The organism is Pseudoalteromonas sp. UBA6610, assembly GCF_002433295.1.
In the GTDB taxonomy this organism is placed as follows: Bacteria; Pseudomonadota; Gammaproteobacteria; order Enterobacterales; family Alteromonadaceae; genus Pseudoalteromonas; species Pseudoalteromonas atlantica.
Genome location: NZ_DJHW01000044.1, coordinates 1 through 16,362 on the forward strand (window position 1 = coordinate 1; position 16,362 = coordinate 16,362).

General features: G+C 40.1%; 15 protein-coding genes. 12 read left to right on the forward strand and 3 right to left on the reverse strand.

The genetic code is table 11. The annotated features are described in order from the left end of the window. The 6 genes from B4F91_RS05690 to B4F91_RS05715 all read left to right on the forward strand — a co-directional run. Nucleotides 1-313, forward strand: a 313-nt coding sequence (locus B4F91_RS05690) for a HisA/HisF-related TIM barrel protein (protein WP_288635422.1), incomplete at its 5' end; no start/stop codon positions are given. After that, the gene (hisF, locus tag B4F91_RS05695) at nucleotides 295-1,074 is read left to right on the forward strand and encodes an imidazole glycerol phosphate synthase subunit HisF (protein WP_006793443.1); all 780 of its coding nucleotides are present in this window, start codon (nucleotides 295-297) and stop codon (nucleotides 1,072-1,074) included. The genes B4F91_RS05690 and hisF, both read left to right, overlap by 19 nt. Next, entirely contained in the window at nucleotides 1,065-1,679 is a 615-nt protein-coding gene (hisIE, locus tag B4F91_RS05700) for a bifunctional phosphoribosyl-AMP cyclohydrolase/phosphoribosyl-ATP diphosphatase HisIE (RefSeq protein ID WP_054981937.1), read from the forward strand. The genes hisF and hisIE overlap by 10 nt, the downstream gene beginning before the upstream one ends. A 123-nt stretch (nucleotides 1,680-1,802) precedes the next feature. Next, a complete protein-coding gene (locus B4F91_RS05705) occupies nucleotides 1,803-2,297 on the forward strand; it encodes a lipoprotein (RefSeq protein WP_054981936.1) in 495 nt (164 codons plus the stop codon). Then, nucleotides 2,298-2,483, forward strand: coding sequence for a DUF1289 domain-containing protein (locus tag B4F91_RS05710; RefSeq protein WP_024031736.1), 186 nt, complete (start codon nucleotides 2,298-2,300; stop codon nucleotides 2,481-2,483). A 63-nt stretch (nucleotides 2,484-2,546) separates the two neighbouring features. After that, entirely contained in the window at nucleotides 2,547-3,353 is an 807-nt protein-coding gene (locus B4F91_RS05715) for a glycosyltransferase family 25 protein (RefSeq protein ID WP_096042983.1), read from the forward strand. 8 nt (nucleotides 3,354-3,361) lie between these two features. Here B4F91_RS05715 and B4F91_RS05720 read toward each other — a convergent pair whose 3' ends face one another. From B4F91_RS05720 to B4F91_RS05730, 3 genes are all read right to left on the reverse strand, one after another. Continuing rightward, the gene (locus B4F91_RS05720) at nucleotides 3,362-4,633 is read right to left on the reverse strand and encodes an O-acetylhomoserine aminocarboxypropyltransferase/cysteine synthase family protein (protein WP_096042982.1); all 1,272 of its coding nucleotides are present in this window, start codon (nucleotides 4,631-4,633) and stop codon (nucleotides 3,362-3,364) included. Between the two features lie 313 nt (nucleotides 4,634-4,946). Further along, nucleotides 4,947-7,019, reverse strand: a complete 2,073-nt coding sequence (locus B4F91_RS05725) for a sensor domain-containing protein (RefSeq protein WP_286936720.1) — start codon at nucleotides 7,017-7,019, stop codon at nucleotides 4,947-4,949. A 143-nt stretch (nucleotides 7,020-7,162) separates the two neighbouring features. After that, a complete protein-coding gene (locus B4F91_RS05730) occupies nucleotides 7,163-8,953 on the reverse strand; it encodes a M61 family metallopeptidase (RefSeq protein ID WP_286936722.1) in 1,791 nt (596 codons plus the stop codon). Between the two features lie 203 nt (nucleotides 8,954-9,156). Between B4F91_RS05730 and B4F91_RS05735 the strand changes: the two genes are divergently transcribed. The 6 genes from B4F91_RS05735 to B4F91_RS05760 all read left to right on the forward strand — a co-directional run bounded on the left by B4F91_RS05735 (nucleotide 9,157) and on the right by B4F91_RS05760 (nucleotide 16,247). Further along, on the forward strand, nucleotides 9,157-10,692 hold the full coding sequence (locus tag B4F91_RS05735) for a GGDEF domain-containing protein (protein WP_121638513.1): 1,536 nt from the start codon (nucleotides 9,157-9,159) through the stop codon (nucleotides 10,690-10,692). A gap of 79 nt (nucleotides 10,693-10,771) precedes the next feature. After that, the gene (ppnN, locus tag B4F91_RS05740; RefSeq protein ID WP_004586396.1) at nucleotides 10,772-12,115 is read left to right on the forward strand and encodes a nucleotide 5'-monophosphate nucleosidase PpnN; all 1,344 of its coding nucleotides are present in this window, start codon (nucleotides 10,772-10,774) and stop codon (nucleotides 12,113-12,115) included. Nucleotides 12,116-12,125: 10 nt separating this feature from the next. Then, entirely contained in the window at nucleotides 12,126-12,899 is a 774-nt protein-coding gene (xni, locus tag B4F91_RS05745; RefSeq protein ID WP_264389898.1) for a flap endonuclease Xni, read from the forward strand. 69 nt (nucleotides 12,900-12,968) lie between these two features. Next, nucleotides 12,969-13,355, forward strand: coding sequence for a DUF3192 domain-containing protein (locus B4F91_RS05750; protein ID WP_004586398.1), 387 nt, complete (start codon nucleotides 12,969-12,971; stop codon nucleotides 13,353-13,355). 6 nt (nucleotides 13,356-13,361) lie between these two features. Continuing rightward, complete coding sequence (locus B4F91_RS05755) at nucleotides 13,362-15,050, forward strand: hypothetical protein (protein WP_286936725.1); 1,689 nt, start codon at nucleotides 13,362-13,364, stop codon at nucleotides 15,048-15,050. Between the two features lie 189 nt (nucleotides 15,051-15,239). Then, nucleotides 15,240-16,247 carry an isocitrate dehydrogenase gene (locus B4F91_RS05760; protein WP_004586400.1) on the forward strand — a complete coding sequence of 336 codons (1,008 nt, stop codon included), beginning with the start codon at nucleotides 15,240-15,242 and terminating at the stop codon, nucleotides 16,245-16,247. Nucleotides 16,248-16,362 lie beyond the last annotated feature (115 nt).

Sequence of the window (16,362 nt, forward strand, 5' to 3'; positions counted from 1 at the left end):
CCATGGTTGGTTAAGTGAATCTGAATTTGGTTTACTTGAGCTTGTAGATTTTTATGTAAGCTTGGGCGTTATTGATTTTTTATGCACGGACATCAGTAAAGATGGCACCATGACTGGCCCATCGTTTGAGCTTTATGAAGATTTAACTCGCCATAACAGCAGCATTAAAGTGCAAGCTTCGGGTGGCGTAAGCTCACTTGATGACATTAAAAAGCTTAAAGAGCTGGGCGTAGGCGGCGTTATTTTAGGTAAGTCACTACTTGATGGCGCATTTAGTGTTGAGGAGGCGTTGGCATGTTATCAAAACGCATAATCCCGTGTTTAGATGTAAAAGACGGCCAAGTAGTAAAAGGCGTTAAATTTAAAGGCCACGAAATAGTGGGCGATATTTTAACAATGGCAAAAGCCTACAGCGATGCCGGCGCCGATGAACTGGTTTTTTATGAAATCAGCGCAAGCGTTGAAAAACGCCTACTTGATGTAAATTGGGTAGAGAGCATTGCCCGCCACATCGATATTCCATTTTGTGTGGCTGGCGGTATTAAATCGGTAGCCGATGCAGCACGTGTACTAGAGCGTGGCGCTGACAAAATAAGTATTAACAGCCCTGCTATTGCCCGCCCTGAGCTTATAAAAGAGCTACATGATGAATTTGGTAAGCAATGTGTTGTTGTAGGTATTGATAGCTTTTACGATGAAGTAACCGGTGAATACTTAGTGTATCAATTAACCGGCGATCCTAATGCATCAAGCCGTACACGTTATAAAACCGAAGAATGGGTTAAACGCGTACAAGACTTAGGCGCAGGCGAAATTGTTTTAAACTGTATGAACCAAGATGGCGTACGTAACGGTTACGACAATGAGCAGCTAAGTAAAATGCGCGCATTGTGTAATATTCCTTTAATCGCATCAGGCGGTGCAGGCAGTATGCAAGACTTTGTTGATGTATTTAAACAAAGCGAAGTCGATGGCGCATTAGCAGCAAGCGTTTTTCACAAAAATGTGATTAACATTGGCGAATTAAAACAATTTTTAACTGATAACCAAGTGGCAGCAAGACTATGCAAGTAACACAACAAAACCAAACTCAAGTAGATTTTGCTAAAAGCGAAATGATCCCTGCGATTGTTCAAGATGCTCGCTCTGGTGTTATTTTAATGCAAGGCTTCATGAACAGCGAAGCACTAAAGGTAACGCTTGAAAGTAACAAAGTAACCTTTTACTCGCGTTCAAAGTCACGTTTATGGACCAAAGGTGAGTCATCAGAAAACTACTTAAACGTAGTATCAGTGCATACCGATTGTGACTACGACTCAATTTTAGTACTGGCTAACCCAGAAGGCCCAACATGTCACTTAGGCACACAAAGCTGCTTTGGTGATGACGCAAAACCTAGCCTAAGCTTTTTAGCGCAATTAGAAGATGTGATTGTTGAGCGTAAAAACGACGACCCATCAAAAAGCTACACAGCTTCATTGTTTGCTAAAGACTTAAGCCGTAGCTGTCAAAAAGTAGGTGAAGAAGGCGTAGAAGTAGCGCTTGCTGCAATGAAACACGATAACGATGAGCTTACTAACGAATCCGCTGATTTAATTTACCACCTTACTGTATTACTACAACGCCAAGGCTTAGCCCTTGAAGACGTTGTAAAATGCCTGCAAGGTCGCCATAAATAATACAGCTGCTTTATTTTAGCGCATTTACAGGCCCATATTTTATGGGCCTTTTTACGTTATGGTATTTATTTTTTTACATAGGTTGCGTATGGTGCAGCTTATCGAATTCTTTTAGCGTTGCTTATGAATAAATCAATTATCACAGCCTTATCCTTATTGGTACTAACAGGCTGTGTAAGCCAAAAAGCCCCTGCGCCTAAAATAGTAAAAACGCAAAACGCATGTAGGCCACTAAACACATTACTTAATGCGCACACTAACGGCTTTAATGCAGTAAAAGCAAATAAAGTGGGAAATGATTTTATAAACCAGTGGCATGCTAATACTCATTTTATAGGCAATACCTGCACCATTACTCAACATAATAAGCAGTTTAGTTATCAATGCACGAGTGAGAACAAACAAGCCCATGCCACAAATCTACATATACAAACAGTGGATAAAATACGTCAATGTGTAGCGTCACAAGGCTGGTACGAAAATACGAAAGAGTCAGCAACTTCAATCAGTAGTAACTTTGTTTTGGATGAAGCTCATCCAGTTATCACCTTATTTACCTCTCAAAACAGAACGCGCTATATTACCCGTTTTGAAATTGCTCCACCGCTAGGAAATTAAATGCAAAAACCCACACACTCAAACACTAAGTTAAAAACAGACTGTTTAGGCATATGTGAGCGCCGCAGCGGTTATTGCACTGGCTGCGGGCGAACTAATGAAGAAATATTTGATTGGATCATCCTCAGCCAAGAAGAAAAAAACGCCATTTTAGCGCAGCCGCGAGCTGACTTAAAAAAGCCATAAATTTGCCACTTGCGTGTAACAGCCCCCCTTTAGTATTGCTAAAAACGGTAGGGGGTGAACATCATGGCAGCATTATTTGTAATAAACTTAGCGCGCTCCGCGCAGCGACTCGCAAATACTCAAACGCAACTGGCACGTGTTAACTTGTCATTTGAACGGATTGATGCCGTAGATGGCGCACAATTGAGTACACAACAAAAGCTCCTACATTACAGCCCGCAATTAAATAAACAGCAGTATCACTATCCGCTAAGCAATGGCCAAATTGGCTGCTATTTAAGCCACCGTAAAGCATGGCAAAAAATAGTTGATGAAAAACTAGATTACGCGATTGTGCTCGAGGATGACTTTTATATTGATGAGAGCATTCATAATGCGATAAAAAATATTGAGCTGCTACAGCAGCCCTGGCAGCTTATTAAACTCGCCGCTTATGAAAACCGCACTCGCCCTATTGCCTATCAGCAAAACCTAAATAACCACCAGCAATTAGTCATACATAAAAAGCTAATGACCGGCTGTTGTGCTACGGCAATAAGCTATGAAGGGGCTAAGCAATTACTTAAAGCCACAGCCCAATTTGGCCGCCCTGTAGATTGCGACTTACAGCATATTTGGGAAACCCACGTAAATGGTTTTTCGCTTATGCCATACCCTGTTTTGCAAAATACAGACATACAGAGCGATATTGCAAGCTGCGCTACTAAAACCAAGGTTAAAAAAGCTTTTTTTAAACGTAAGTTTCAACAATTACACAGCGGCGTTTTAAATAAACTTTATACAAATGCATTTATAAAACAAACCAAGCAAATTAAACTTAATAAAAAAGGCGCTTCAAAAGCACCTTCTTTACTTACGCAAGGTTCTTAATTTTATAACTATGCTTTATCGAGCGCTTGGCTTACATCGGCAATAATATCGGCAATGTTTTCAATACCGACTGATAGGCGAATTAAATCACGGCTCACACCTGCGCTTGCAAGCTCTTCATCATTTAATTGGCGGTGTGTAGTTGACGCAGGATGACAAGCCAACGATTTAGCATCGCCAATATTAACTAAACGCAAGATCATATTAAGCGCATCAATAAAGCGCGTGCCTGCTTCAAGGCCGCCCGCGATACCAAAGCTTAAAATGCCTGAGGCTTTACCTCTGGTGATTTTTTGGCTCATTGCATTATATGGGCTTGATGTTAAACCAGCGTAGTTAACCCAAAGTACTTTAGGGTGGTTTTCTAAGTATTCAGCCAGTTGCTGCGCGTTTTCGCAGTGACGCTCCATTCGCAAGCCTAAGGTTTCTAGGCCAATTAAAATGTCAGATGCGTTTTTGGGCGCAAGTGCTGCACCGGTATTTCTAAGTGGCACTACTCTACAACGACCAATAAAGGCTGCTTCTGCAAAGGCATCGGTATAGACCACATTGTGATAAGACGGATCGGGCTCATTCATCATTGCAAAGCGTGTGGCATTGGCTTTCCAATCAAATTTACCTGAATCAACAATCATACCGCCAATAGCTGTACCGTGTCCGTTTATATACTTTGTCAGTGAATGAACCACTATATCGGCACCTAACTCAAATGGGCGGCATAAATACGGTGTAGCCACAGTATTATCAACAATAAGTGGCACCCTTTTACTATGAGCAATGTTAGCTAAACGCTCAATATCGACAATATTACCTGCGGGGTTACCAATGGACTCACAAAATACTGCGCGGGTATTATCATCAATCGCGTCTTCAAAGGCGCTAAAATCATCAGCTTTAATCATACGTGCTTCAATACCTTGACGCGGTAACGTATGGGCAAATAAGTTATATGTACCGCCATATACTTGGCTGGTGCTCACAATATTAGTGCCTACTTCACACAAGCATTGAATAGCATAGGTAATAGCTGCCATGCCCGAGGCTACCGCTAGCGCGCCAATGCCCCCTTCCATTGCAGCAATACGCTGTTCAAGCACGGCATTGGTTGGGTTCATTATGCGGGTATAAATATTGCCTGGTACTTTTAAGTCGAATAAATCAGCGCCGTGTTGCGTGTTATCAAACGTGTAAGATGAGGTATTATAAATAGGCACTGCTGCTGATTTAGTGGTTTCTTCAGACTCGTAACCATGGTGCAGTGCTAATGACTCTAATTTCATAATTATTTCCTTCAATATTGTGATGATTAAACCTAGCATCATTAGCTTATAAAATGCACATGAATTAAATTAATGAATTATGAGTGTCAGGGGAATTAAAGTTTGCGGGATGAGTTTTGCTCAATCTAGAGGGTGTTTTATTTCACTGCATAGGTTTTGTTTTATCAAAATACCAAAGCAGAAGCAGTAAAGCCTTTAATATTAATGTGTAGCGTTATTTGGCTAAAGGGTTTAAATACTAAATGCGGTGGGCGGCTCAATTTACGCTATTTACAGCTCACTGGGTCTAGGTTAACAACTATAATAAATGTACTTATAACGCTTTAAAATCAAGTAACTGTAGCGCAGGCAGCGGTTTACTAAAATAGTAACCTTGAATCAAATCGCAATTTAGCTCGGCTAGTAATTTTTGTTGTGCTGATGTTTCTACGCCTTCAGCTACCACACTTAAGCCTAAGCTATGCGACATTGCAATTGTGGCTTTAACTAAGCTGTAGTCTTCTTGGTTTTCGGTAATACCACAAATAAAGCTGCGATCTATTTTTAATACCTCAAACGGATATTGCCTTAAATAGCGAAGCGATGAGTAGCCTGTGCCAAAGTCATCCATGGATAGTTTAATACCGAGCTTATTAAGTGCATGCAACGACTCTGTTATATTGGTTTGCACGCTCATTAACACGCCTTCGGTTATTTCAAGCTCGACATTTTTAGCACTTACTCCGGTTTTTTCTAACGTGCTTGCTATAAAACTTAGCAGCTCTGAATCTCTAAATTGGCTTGGTGATAAATTAATTGCCATGCTGTAGTTTTGTTGAGAGCTTGCCTGCCACTGCGTTAAAAATGCTAATGCCTGCTCAATAACAAACTTTCCAATAGGAATAATTAAACCTGTTTGCTCTGCTAACGGAATAAATTCATCGGGCATAACCTTACCAAGCACACTATTGTTCCAGCGTAATAGCGCCTCAGCCCCAATTATTTTAAGTGTTTTAGCATCGCATTTAGGTTGGAAATACAATTCAAATTCGTTTTTCTCAAGAGCAACATGCATCTGCTCTTCTATTGCTAACCGCCTCTTTATGGCGGTATTCATTTCGCTGGTAAAGCAGGCGTAGGTGTTTCTGCCAAGCGCTTTTGCTTGGTACATTGCTGTGTCTGCATGGCGTAATAAATCAGAGGCTGTTACCCCATTATCAGGGTACAAAGCCACGCCAATACTTAACGTTAATAACAATTCGCGGCCATCTATTTCAAAGGGGGTTCTAAAGCTTTTAAGTAAGCGTGTAACAATCGCATCTAGCTGTTTTTTACTGTGTAGCTCTGGTTGTAAAATAATAAATTCATCGCCCCCTAACCTGCCTACGGTCGCGTTTTCATTAACTATTTGGCTCAGTTTATTAGCGGCGCTGATAAGTAATGAATCGCCAATTTCATGCCCGAGTGTGTCGTTTACTTTTTTAAAGTCATCTAAGTCGATAAAAATAACAGCGGCTAAAGTATTTTTTTCGCTCGCAGTGCTAATCAGCTGAGTAAGTCGTTTTAAAGAATAAAAACGATTAGGAAGTAGCGTTAAGCTATCGTAATAGGCTTGTTTACGTATAAGTTTGTCTGACTCATGCTGCTCTGTTATGTCACGAATTATCACCATGACTTGGTCTGAATGATGTAAATAACTCACTCGCGCTTCGAAATACAACACGCCTTTGGGTACTAAAAGTTCGTATTCAAAGCATACATTACCTTTGTGAATTAACAGCTCTTGAATATTGTCTTTAAACATTTTGGCTACAGTATAGGGCAATACGCTAAACATCGATTTATTTAAAAATTGCTCAGGTTGTAAATGTAAGTTGCTCAAATCATTTGCGTGGTAATCAACTATGGTGCCATCCGGTTTGAGTAAAAAGTACAAATCAGGAATGGCTTCAAATACTTTTTCGAGCATCTGCTGTTTATCCATAGCTTGCGCTTGTGCTTGTTTTACATCGCTCAAGTCAATGTCGATGCAGTACATCTGTTTTACCCCATGCTGATTTGTAAACATAACATGGCTTGAAAACACAGTAACATTGCTGCCATTTTGGTGCTGTAATGTAAGCTCAGCCGCGGGTATTTCGATATCGTTTATGAGCCACTCACGATGAGCATCTATAACCGCATCTTGCATTGGGGGCGGAATAATTAAATCTTCTAGTTTTTTTCCGGTTGCGTACTCTTTTGTATAGCCATAAAGCAGCTCACTGCCTTTATTCCAATAAATAACGCGGCGCTGCTCATCGTATCCTTGCACAGAAATACTGTGTATCGCATCAAATAACTGATGCAGCGGATCGTTAAGCACAAATTGATGTGAGAGGATTTGAGTGGTTTTTAATGACTTCATTTATACGCAACCTAGAGTCGTTATTAACACAATAATAGGACGTACTCTTAAAATTAGCACTTTTAGGTTGGTTTTTAAGTGATATACCTTTGCATAAGATATAAAAAAAGGAGCCAAAGCTCCTTTAATAAAACGCTATTATGTTAATCAGCTTGCACATTAATGGGGTGCTCTACCCCCATCCATGCTTTAAATAAGGCGCGTTGAGATAAAGTTGCATTTTTATCAGCAACCACCTTTTTAGGTTTATCATAATCTTGCGATAAAACGAGGGTTGTCGATTGGAGCGCATCGCGACGAATAAAATCGATAGTGACTTTTTCACCCGCTTTAAATACTTCTAAGCTCGATTTTAAATCTTTTCCTACATGCTGCTTGTTAACCGCCACAATTTTATCGTCTGTTGTGAGGCCCGCCTGCCATGCTGCTCCACCTCTGCGAACGTGGGTAAGTGTTAATAACTCACCGCTATTTTTTGCAGTGGCATCAATGCTTGCTAATGGCTTAGCGCTCTTAGGGCGAGTAAGCTTTAAGCCAACTTTACCTAATAAAGCATCAAAATCTATATTAGCTGGGGTGCTCACGTTATCGTGCCACCACGTTGTGTAGTCTTCACCTGTTAGCTCTTTTAATATTGCCAGTACATCTTGCTCAGTAAACCCTTGTGGTAACGTGTGCTTGTTGTATAAAGCATTGTGTACTTGGCGGTAGTTAACTTTTGCCTGGGTTGTTTCTAATAAATGTATATCTAACAACATAGAAAGCAATGAGCCTTCTAAATATATATTGGTGCTGTAATTACGCGCGTGGTCGCCGCCTTGGTTTATCCATTTATCAAAACTTGTTTCGCTGGCACTTTGTACTTCTCGACCCGGTGTTTGTAAGTGGCGATTAATCGTTTTACTCATCACTTTAAAAAACTCATCGGTGGTTTCTATGCCTGAGCGCACTAATAGATGATCTTCAAAGTAGCTAGTAGAACCTTCCGAAATCCATAATAAATTTGAGTAGTTCATGTTGGTGTAATCATAAGGCGCCAGCCCTTTAGGGCGGTAAGCTTTTACATTCCAGGTATGAATAAATTCATGCGCGGCGGTACTTATAAAGCCTAAGTAGTCTTCGCGGCTACCAAAACGATTCCGTGGGCGCTGTATAATGGTTGAGTTTAAATGCTCAGTTGCCCCGCCAGCACCCGATGTAGCATGCACCATAAATACATAACGCTCATACGGGTAGCTATTCCAAATAACATTACCTGTGGTCACTAATTTTTTTAAATCAGTAAGCATTAGTTGCTCATCGTAGTTGCCTTCGCCCCATATAACTAACTCGTATTGGCGGCCATCTACTTCAAATTTATAAAGTTTGTTAATTCCTGTTTCTATTGGTGAGTCTACCAGTACATCGTAATCTGCGGCTTTAAAACTGTGTTTATTACTCGCATTTTCCATACCTGATACAGAGCGCCACGCTTTTGGCACCTTTAAATCTACGGTAACTGGTTCTTGGCGAAACGATTCACTAAACATAAAAAAGCCAGATGCATCAATAAACGCATGGCTATCGTCTATGTGGCGTGCACGTTTACCTAACTCGTTTGCATATACTTGGTAATCAATATTCACGTGTGTTGGCTCAGCTAAATGCACTCGCCATGTGCTGTGATTAATTTTTTCCCATTTTAATGCATTGCCATTGTCGTCTGTGGCCGCAAAGTAACGTACCCCATTGGCTAAGTTTAATATTTCGTAGCGACCAGTACGCCATGCAGGCAATTTAACATCGATATGCGATTGCGCCGACTTTGGAAACTCTACACTTACATTACCTAAATGATGTTGTGGCTGTGTAATACTTAAAGAATAATTTACATCGGCTAACGCAGGGGCTGCACAACAGGCCGCTAACATTGACAGGACTAAACGCTTTTTCATAATGACTCAAGGTTACTTATTATTTGAAATAAGCCTAACAAGGCATAAATTAAAAGTGAATTAAAAACGACAAACAACCTAATAGCTCAGTTTACATGCAGGGTCTAAGTAAAAATGCTAAGTTTTTAATTAGATAACTACACTTAATATGATTTTGTTGTAAACTGAAGGTAATGTAATTAATACGATGGCGGTATGCTTAGGTGTCTGAAAACTCTAACGCTGTAGATAAAAAGTTAAAGCAAGCAATTGAAGCAAGGATAGCCATTGAAAATGCGCGTAAGCTCCAAGTTGATACTTTATCAAATCTAACTGCAAAACTGTCTTTAAGCTGTAAAGGGCTTGATATTGAGCTTGATAATAAACTCGCCAAATTTAGAAGTTCGCTAAATAAAGGTGTCGGGTTTGAAATATTATCCCCTTTAATAGATGACATTTTATTGTTACTGCAAAACCAAGAGGCGTTACAAACAGCCCATCAGCGAGAGCTGTTTTCGAGCGTACAAACAGCCGGTAAGCTTTTACAAAAAACCAAAGGCTTACCAGATGATACCCGCCGCACCTTAAGACATTTACTCGACCACGAAATTAATAATGTACAGTCTACGCACGACTACATCCCGATATTAAATCAGCTTATTAACTTTTATCACCATGCTTTGCATAGCAAGCTTTCAACCACGGATGAAACAAGTACCAATGCTTCTCCTCGTATGGCTAAAAAGCTGTTAGAGCTTGCTAATGAGCTGGTGTTAGAGGATGAATCGACTGAACAAATTAAACAAATAAAAAATGCAATTACCGAAAACGATAATGTAGAAGCCCTGCTGCAAGCTGCTTTAAATATAATAAGCGTCGTGGTCAAAAATATCAGTAAAGAGCGCCAATCGGCACAAAGCTTTTTAGTCTCGCTTAACCAAACATTAGAAGAGTTGCACTCATCAATTGTATCTACCAGCCAGCACTCTAAATCAATGGGGGAAGAGTTCGATACACTAAATAAACGTATTGAAGGAAAAATAAAGCATTTAAACGAGCAAACCCAATCTGCTACGTCTATTTCCTCTTTAAAAGAATTAGTTGATAACGAGCTAAAATCACTCAGCCAAGACTTTATTGCTAAAGAGCAGCTAGAAAGAAAAGACCGCGAAACGCTGATTGCCAGCTTTGATGAAATTAACGAGCGAATCGGCAGCTTAGAAGGCAAACTAACCAAATATAAAAAACGCCTAAACGAGCAACGCTTTAAAAGTTTACTCGACAGCCTTACAAAACTTCCTAACAGAGCGGCTTTTGATGAACGTTACAATCACGAGCTTCACTTATTTAATGTCCAAGCCTCGGATGTTACCCTAGTGGTTATTGATGTGGATCACTTTAAGTCAATTAATGATAGATTTGGTCATACTGCAGGCGATATAACCTTACAAGTTATTGCAAAGGCGCTGCAAAAATCAGTAAGGCAGTCTGATTTTATAGCCCGCTACGGCGGAGAAGAATTTGTACTACTTATGCCTGGGCTTTCGTTGTTAAACGCAGCGCAGCCGCTTGAAAAACTTAGAAAAGTGATTAAAAATATTCCTTTTAAATTTAGAGAAAAAGAAATAGAAATCACCATTTCGTTAGGCGCTACACAATTTAAAAAAGGCGATACACCGCTCAAAGCATTCGACAGAGCAGATGACGCCCTTTATGAAGCAAAGAAAACGGGTCGGGATCGCCTTTGTATGAGTAAATAATGTCATAATTCTCAATTAGTTTGAGTGCTAAAGTAGATGACATGCAGTTTTTACATTTTAAGCAGCAAGGAGAATGCCGATGTTAATACAGTTAAACCCGACTGGGGTTCTAGATTTACTGTCACAATTGGAAGTTGATTTATTAGAGCAATCTTCAGCCAGTGAACGTTATCGACTTTTTAGAAACTGTGCCTTAGCCGTCCTTAACGTAGGCAGCCACACAGACGCAAGTAATGAAATTTACGACAAATACCAAGACTTTGATATTCGTTTAGTCAGTCGCGAGCGCGGCATTAAAATTGAGTTAGAAAACCCTCCCGAAACCGCCTTTGTTGATGGCGAAATAATTACCGGTATTCACGAGCATATTTTTTCGGTGATCCGCGATATTTTATTTATTTGCCAAAAATACGAAAAAGATCTTAAAGAACAAAAAGCCATTACCCACATGGTATTTGATATGCTTAGAAACGCCGGCGCGCTGCGTGTTAACAGCGAACCAAATATGATTGTGTGTTGGGGTGGACATTCAATTAACGAAATAGAATATAAATACACTAAACAAGTAGGTTACGAGCTTGGCTTACGTGGTTTAAATATATGCACTGGCTGCGGCCCGGGGGCAATGAAAGGCCCGATGAAAGGTGCCACTATTGGCCATGCTAAACAACGAATTAGCGAAAACCGTTATCTTGGTTTAACCGAGCCTAGTATAATTGCCGCAGAGCCACCAAACCCTATTGTAAATGAGCTGGTGATTTTACCCGACATTGAAAAGCGCCTTGAAGCATTTATTAGAACGGCGCATGCAATTATTATATTCCCAGGTGGTGCAGGTACTGCAGAAGAATTACTTTATTTATTAGGTATTTTGCTGCACCCGGATAACGAAAAACAGTGTTTGCCTGTTATTTTAACCGGCCCTAAAGAAAGCGAAGCGTACTTTAGCGAGTTATGTAAGTTTGTAGAGCTGACATTAGGCAAAGAAGCCCTTGATAAGTTTGAAGTAATCATTGATGATCCAGCTCTAGTAGGGCAAAAATTAAAATCAGCTATGGCAAATGTACGTAATTATCGTAAAAGCCAAGGCGATGCCTACTACTTTAACTGGACACTTAAAATCGATAACGATTTTCAGCAACCTTTTGCACCTACGCACGAAAACATGGCAAGTTTAGATTTGCACCTAGAACAGCCCAAGCAGCAATTAGCGGCTAACCTACGTAGAGCGTTTTCAGGAATTGTTGCTGGCAATGTTAAAGATGAAGGCTTACGCGCTATAAAAGCACATGGACCCTATGTGTTAAGTGGTGAGCCTGATTTAATGAAAGATATGGATAAACTATTACAAGCATTTGTAGACCAAGGTCGTATGAAGTTACCCGGTAGTAAGTATATCCCTTGTTATGAAATAAAAGCATGAGTTTGACTATTTGAAACCCCATTTACTTTTAATTGATGCGCTTAATTTAATTAGGCGCATTTACGCAGTTGACGCTAACCAAACACACCATAGTGAAGAGCAGATGCTAAAGGCCAGTTGCGCGCGCGTAGCACATGCTTGCAAAAAGCTTTTACAGTCAACAAATGCCACTCACGCTATAGCTGTCTTTGATGGCGACAAAAGCTGGCGCTACCACTTTTATAAGCAATATAAACACTCTAGGGCCCCCATGCCCGACACGCTTAAAAATGCGCTGCACTACTTTAAAGAAGCTATAGAGCAAACGGGTATCGTTGTATTTGAACCGCTCAACGATGAAGCCGACGATATCATAGCCACCTTAGCCGACAAAGCTGCAAAAAATAAGATAAACAGTACCATTGTTTCTACCGATAAGGGTTTTTTACCTTTTTTGAACGACTATATTTGTGTGTACGATTATTTTAAAAAGAGCTACCTAGATTGCGACAGCATTGAGCAGCGCTTTGGTATTGAGCAAAGTAAACTTATTGATTTTTGGGCCTTAGCGGGCGATAAAACTAACGATGTACCCGGCGTTAAAGGCATAGGGACTAAATCGGCTCAGCTTATTGTAAATACCTACGAAAGCATAGATAGCGCCATAGAAGATGATGCCCTATCAAGCAGTATTCAAAAAAAGCTAGTTGAGCAAAAAGACATGTATGTTATTTCTAAACAATTAGTCACTTTGCGTACAGATATACAGCTAGGTTTTAGTTTAAAGCAGTTAAGGTTGCATTAGTCGCATGTTGATAGCACTGTTTAAGCGCACAATATATACTCACTTTATTGTTGCGAGTGTGAGTTAAAAATGATTAAAAAGTTTATAAGATACTTAATATTAGGGTTAGGCTTGTATGCACTCATTGCGACTTTAGTGATCACCTTTTATAAAGATGACCCGCAAGCAATGATTTGGCAAGACCGTGAGGCCTTTAACGAGCGCTACATAAGAAAGCTGTCTATTGATGAGGCGGTTACTTTAAACAGTGTACTCGATTATTTAGGAAGCCCCGATTTAACCTATGCCAAACGTAATAAAGACCAAGTATGGCAGATTGTTTTTTACCGTACTCAGCACCAAACTTCAGATGGCATAACCACGATGGATGAATGCACCGGCTTATTATTTAAAAATGGTGAGTTATTTTTATGGGGCCCCAGCGCCTATACAACTTATCAGGAAAAGATCAGGTGATGGCCAATGGATGAGCCTATTTCAAAACAGTTAGTGCGGTTACTGCATAACACACATCAAATACTAACAATTTATAGTGACAAAACGCAGTGGCAACATCTTTATCCGCTTGTTGTACAAACAGCCCAGCACTATCGCGTTTTGTATCAGCAACACCCACACGCTTTACAAGCGCGTTTAAGCTTGTACACAAGCCAATACGACTTTGCTACAAACCTCGTTATTAACCAGTGTGTTATTAGCACCGCACTGTGCGCTAGCCAACAGTTTGATGATGAACTAACCGAGCTTTATATTGGTGTTGCATTAGTAGAGCATTGCTGCGTTGTAGCGCAACATAATAAAATTGCGCAGCAGCAAATGCTTACACTCAGCGATAAAAAAATATGGCGTTTTCGCCATCAGCTAGCAGCAAAAGTGTTGGTCAGTGCACAGCACCCTACCCAAAATAGCGTGCGTATGTTGGCTAAACTAAATAAGTATAAGCAAGCTTTACTAAGTACTAGCGACATAATGCTATATGACAATGCCATAACCTTGTGTGCATTAAGTAATATTATCGCGATGAACATCACCTATACATCGAAAAAGAACCCATTAAATTTTTACAAAGCTTTGGGTGAGTTGTATGTCAAAACAGCTAACCCATTTGCGCAAAGGTTAATTAAGGATTTAATAGCGCATATAGGCCCACACCTGCCAGGCAGTAAAATTGTTTACAGCGACCAAGCAATGGTTTACCTAGCAAGTGATGAGGCTAATAAGCATATACTTATTAATGCCAATAATGAGAAAAAACTGGCGTGGTACAAGGTTAAAACCTCACTTAAAGATCAACCAATGCAATGGCTATGTACTGATAAACGGGTATTATTTTTAGCCTGGAACAATGAGCACCTGGTACGTAAAGCCCCGGCGCAGATAAGTTCAAAGGCCGAATTAATAGCGTTAGTGAGTCATATAAAAGTAGCGCATGAATATAGTTTTAAAGGCTTAGATAAGTTACTAGCCCCTTTTAGTGAAATAACACAGAAGCTCTGCCAAGCCGTCAGGCCCTATAACAATCAGCACCAAGCCGCCAAAGACTTACGCCATAGCTTGTCGATGGTCGGCTACGATAATGCACCGGCGATTATTCAGCGGGTTATATTTGAGCAATTAGTGGATACATCACATCATCCGCACAAACACATCGTACTGAATAAACTTAATAGCTTTATTAGTATTTTAGCTTTAATGGTAAGTAATAACCCAAAACAGCAATTCGAACATATAGCCTTGCCCATCTATGGTTACGTACATTATTTATTAACCCATTGCAGTGCACAGCTCTGTGCAAAAGTAACCATAAGTAGCGTGCCTAACCAAACTTATAGTGCCCCATTAGCTGCCTTTTTTGGGGTGGAAACGATTAATAATGAACATTTAAATACAGAATTAACACAACTACTGAGTGATAATCCATGGACCAAGCCCCTACTCGATGCTGAACAACAACCTAAAAAAGAGCTAAACGAGCAGCACAAATTATGGATTAGTTTAAAGGTCGTGGCGCAAACTATTTTTAAACCCGCTCTGCCTTTAACGCCTTGGCAAAAACAAACTTTAAATGCGCAGCTAAAAGCACAAGGCTTTAAATCTGAGGATGATTTTTTTGCGCAACTGCAAGGCTTATCGCTATATAACAGCATTTAAGTCACTTATGCTGACTATAAGCACAGGTTATACCCTGTATTTATAGTATAAACTGGCAAAATGGGCGATAAGTTGGTATAAATGCGCCCTCAAAATATATCCACATACGTCACATAAATGACCTAACAAGCAGTTACTATTATTAGTAATAATTTATGTGCGTTTTTTATTCTTTTAAAGGAAAAGTCAATGGCCAAACAAACCATCACAGTGATCAAAGGCGACGGCATCGGTCCGAGCATTATCGACTCAGCACTTGAAATATTAAAAGCCGCAGGTTGCGATTTTGATTATGAATTTGTTGATGCAGGCCTTGCTGCACTAGAAAAAACTGGCGAGCTACTTCCTCAAGAAACAATTGATACAATCGCTAAAAACAAAATCACTCTTAAAGGCCCACTAACGACGCCGGTAGGTGAAGGTTTTACGTCTATTAACGTAACATTACGTAAGCAGTTTGGTTTATACGCAAACGTACGCCCTGTTAAATCATTTGTTGGTACTAAAGCACGTTACGATGATATCGATATCATTACTATTCGTGAAAATACCCAAGGTATGTACTCAGGTTTAGGCCAAGTAGTAAGCGAAGACGGTAACGAAGCAGAAGCTAAATCTGTAATTACTCGCGAAGGCGCTGAGAAAATCATCACTTTTGCCTACGAGTTAGCAGTACGTGAAGGCCGTAAAAAAGTAACCGCAGTACACAAAGCAAATATCTTAAAATCTACCTCTGGCTTATTTTTAAAAGTTGCACGTGAAGTTGCTGAGCGTTACCCGCAAATTGAATCAACTGAAATGATTGTTGACGCAACATGTATGAAGCTAGTTATGACACCAGAAGAGTTTGACGTTGTAGTAACAACTAACTTATTTGGCGACATTTTATCTGATCTTTGTGCTGGTTTAGTTGGCGGTTTAGGTATGGCACCAGGTGCAAACATTGGTGAAGATGCTGCTATTTTTGAAGCCGTTCACGGTAGTGCACCAGATATTGCTGGCAAAAACCTAGCAAACCCTACTTCAGTAATTTTAGCGTCTATCCAAATGCTTGAGCACTTAGATATGGGCGACACGGCTGAGCGTATTCGCAGCGCAGTAGCTGATGTAATTAAATCAGGCGATCGCACAACACGTGACTTAGGCGGCAGCCACGGTACAACTGATTTCACTCAATCAGTAATCGACCGTTTATAATTTAACAAGGTTAATCTTGTTTTAAGCCTAAAAGCCAGCATATTGCTGGCTTTTTTGTATTTTAACCTTTGCTGATAACATCACTTGGCATAACTACGCTATTTATTTTAAATAG

What these genes read in the sequence shown, in the direction of transcription:
- hisF (WP_006793443.1), top strand. Translation starts at nt 295, where the DNA reads ATGTTATCAAAACGCATAATCCCGTGTTTAGATGTAAAAGACGGCCAA.
- hisIE (WP_054981937.1), top strand. Translation starts at nt 1,065, where the DNA reads ATGCAAGTAACACAACAAAACCAAACTCAAGTAGATTTTGCTAAAAGC.
- B4F91_RS05705 (WP_054981936.1), top strand. Translation starts at nt 1,803, where the DNA reads ATGAATAAATCAATTATCACAGCCTTATCCTTATTGGTACTAACAGGC.
- B4F91_RS05710 (WP_024031736.1), top strand. Translation starts at nt 2,298, where the DNA reads ATGCAAAAACCCACACACTCAAACACTAAGTTAAAAACAGACTGTTTA.
- B4F91_RS05715 (WP_096042983.1), top strand. Translation starts at nt 2,547, where the DNA reads ATGGCAGCATTATTTGTAATAAACTTAGCGCGCTCCGCGCAGCGACTC.
- B4F91_RS05720 (WP_096042982.1), bottom strand. Translation starts at nt 4,633, where the DNA reads ATGAAATTAGAGTCATTAGCACTGCACCATGGTTACGAGTCTGAAGAA.
- B4F91_RS05725 (WP_286936720.1), bottom strand. Translation starts at nt 7,019, where the DNA reads ATGAAGTCATTAAAAACCACTCAAATCCTCTCACATCAATTTGTGCTT.
- B4F91_RS05730 (WP_286936722.1), bottom strand. Translation starts at nt 8,953, where the DNA reads ATGAAAAAGCGTTTAGTCCTGTCAATGTTAGCGGCCTGTTGTGCAGCC.
- ppnN (WP_004586396.1), top strand. Translation starts at nt 10,772, where the DNA reads ATGTTAATACAGTTAAACCCGACTGGGGTTCTAGATTTACTGTCACAA.
- B4F91_RS05750 (WP_004586398.1), top strand. Translation starts at nt 12,969, where the DNA reads ATGATTAAAAAGTTTATAAGATACTTAATATTAGGGTTAGGCTTGTAT.
- B4F91_RS05755 (WP_286936725.1), top strand. Translation starts at nt 13,362, where the DNA reads ATGGATGAGCCTATTTCAAAACAGTTAGTGCGGTTACTGCATAACACA.
- B4F91_RS05760 (WP_004586400.1), top strand. Translation starts at nt 15,240, where the DNA reads ATGGCCAAACAAACCATCACAGTGATCAAAGGCGACGGCATCGGTCCG.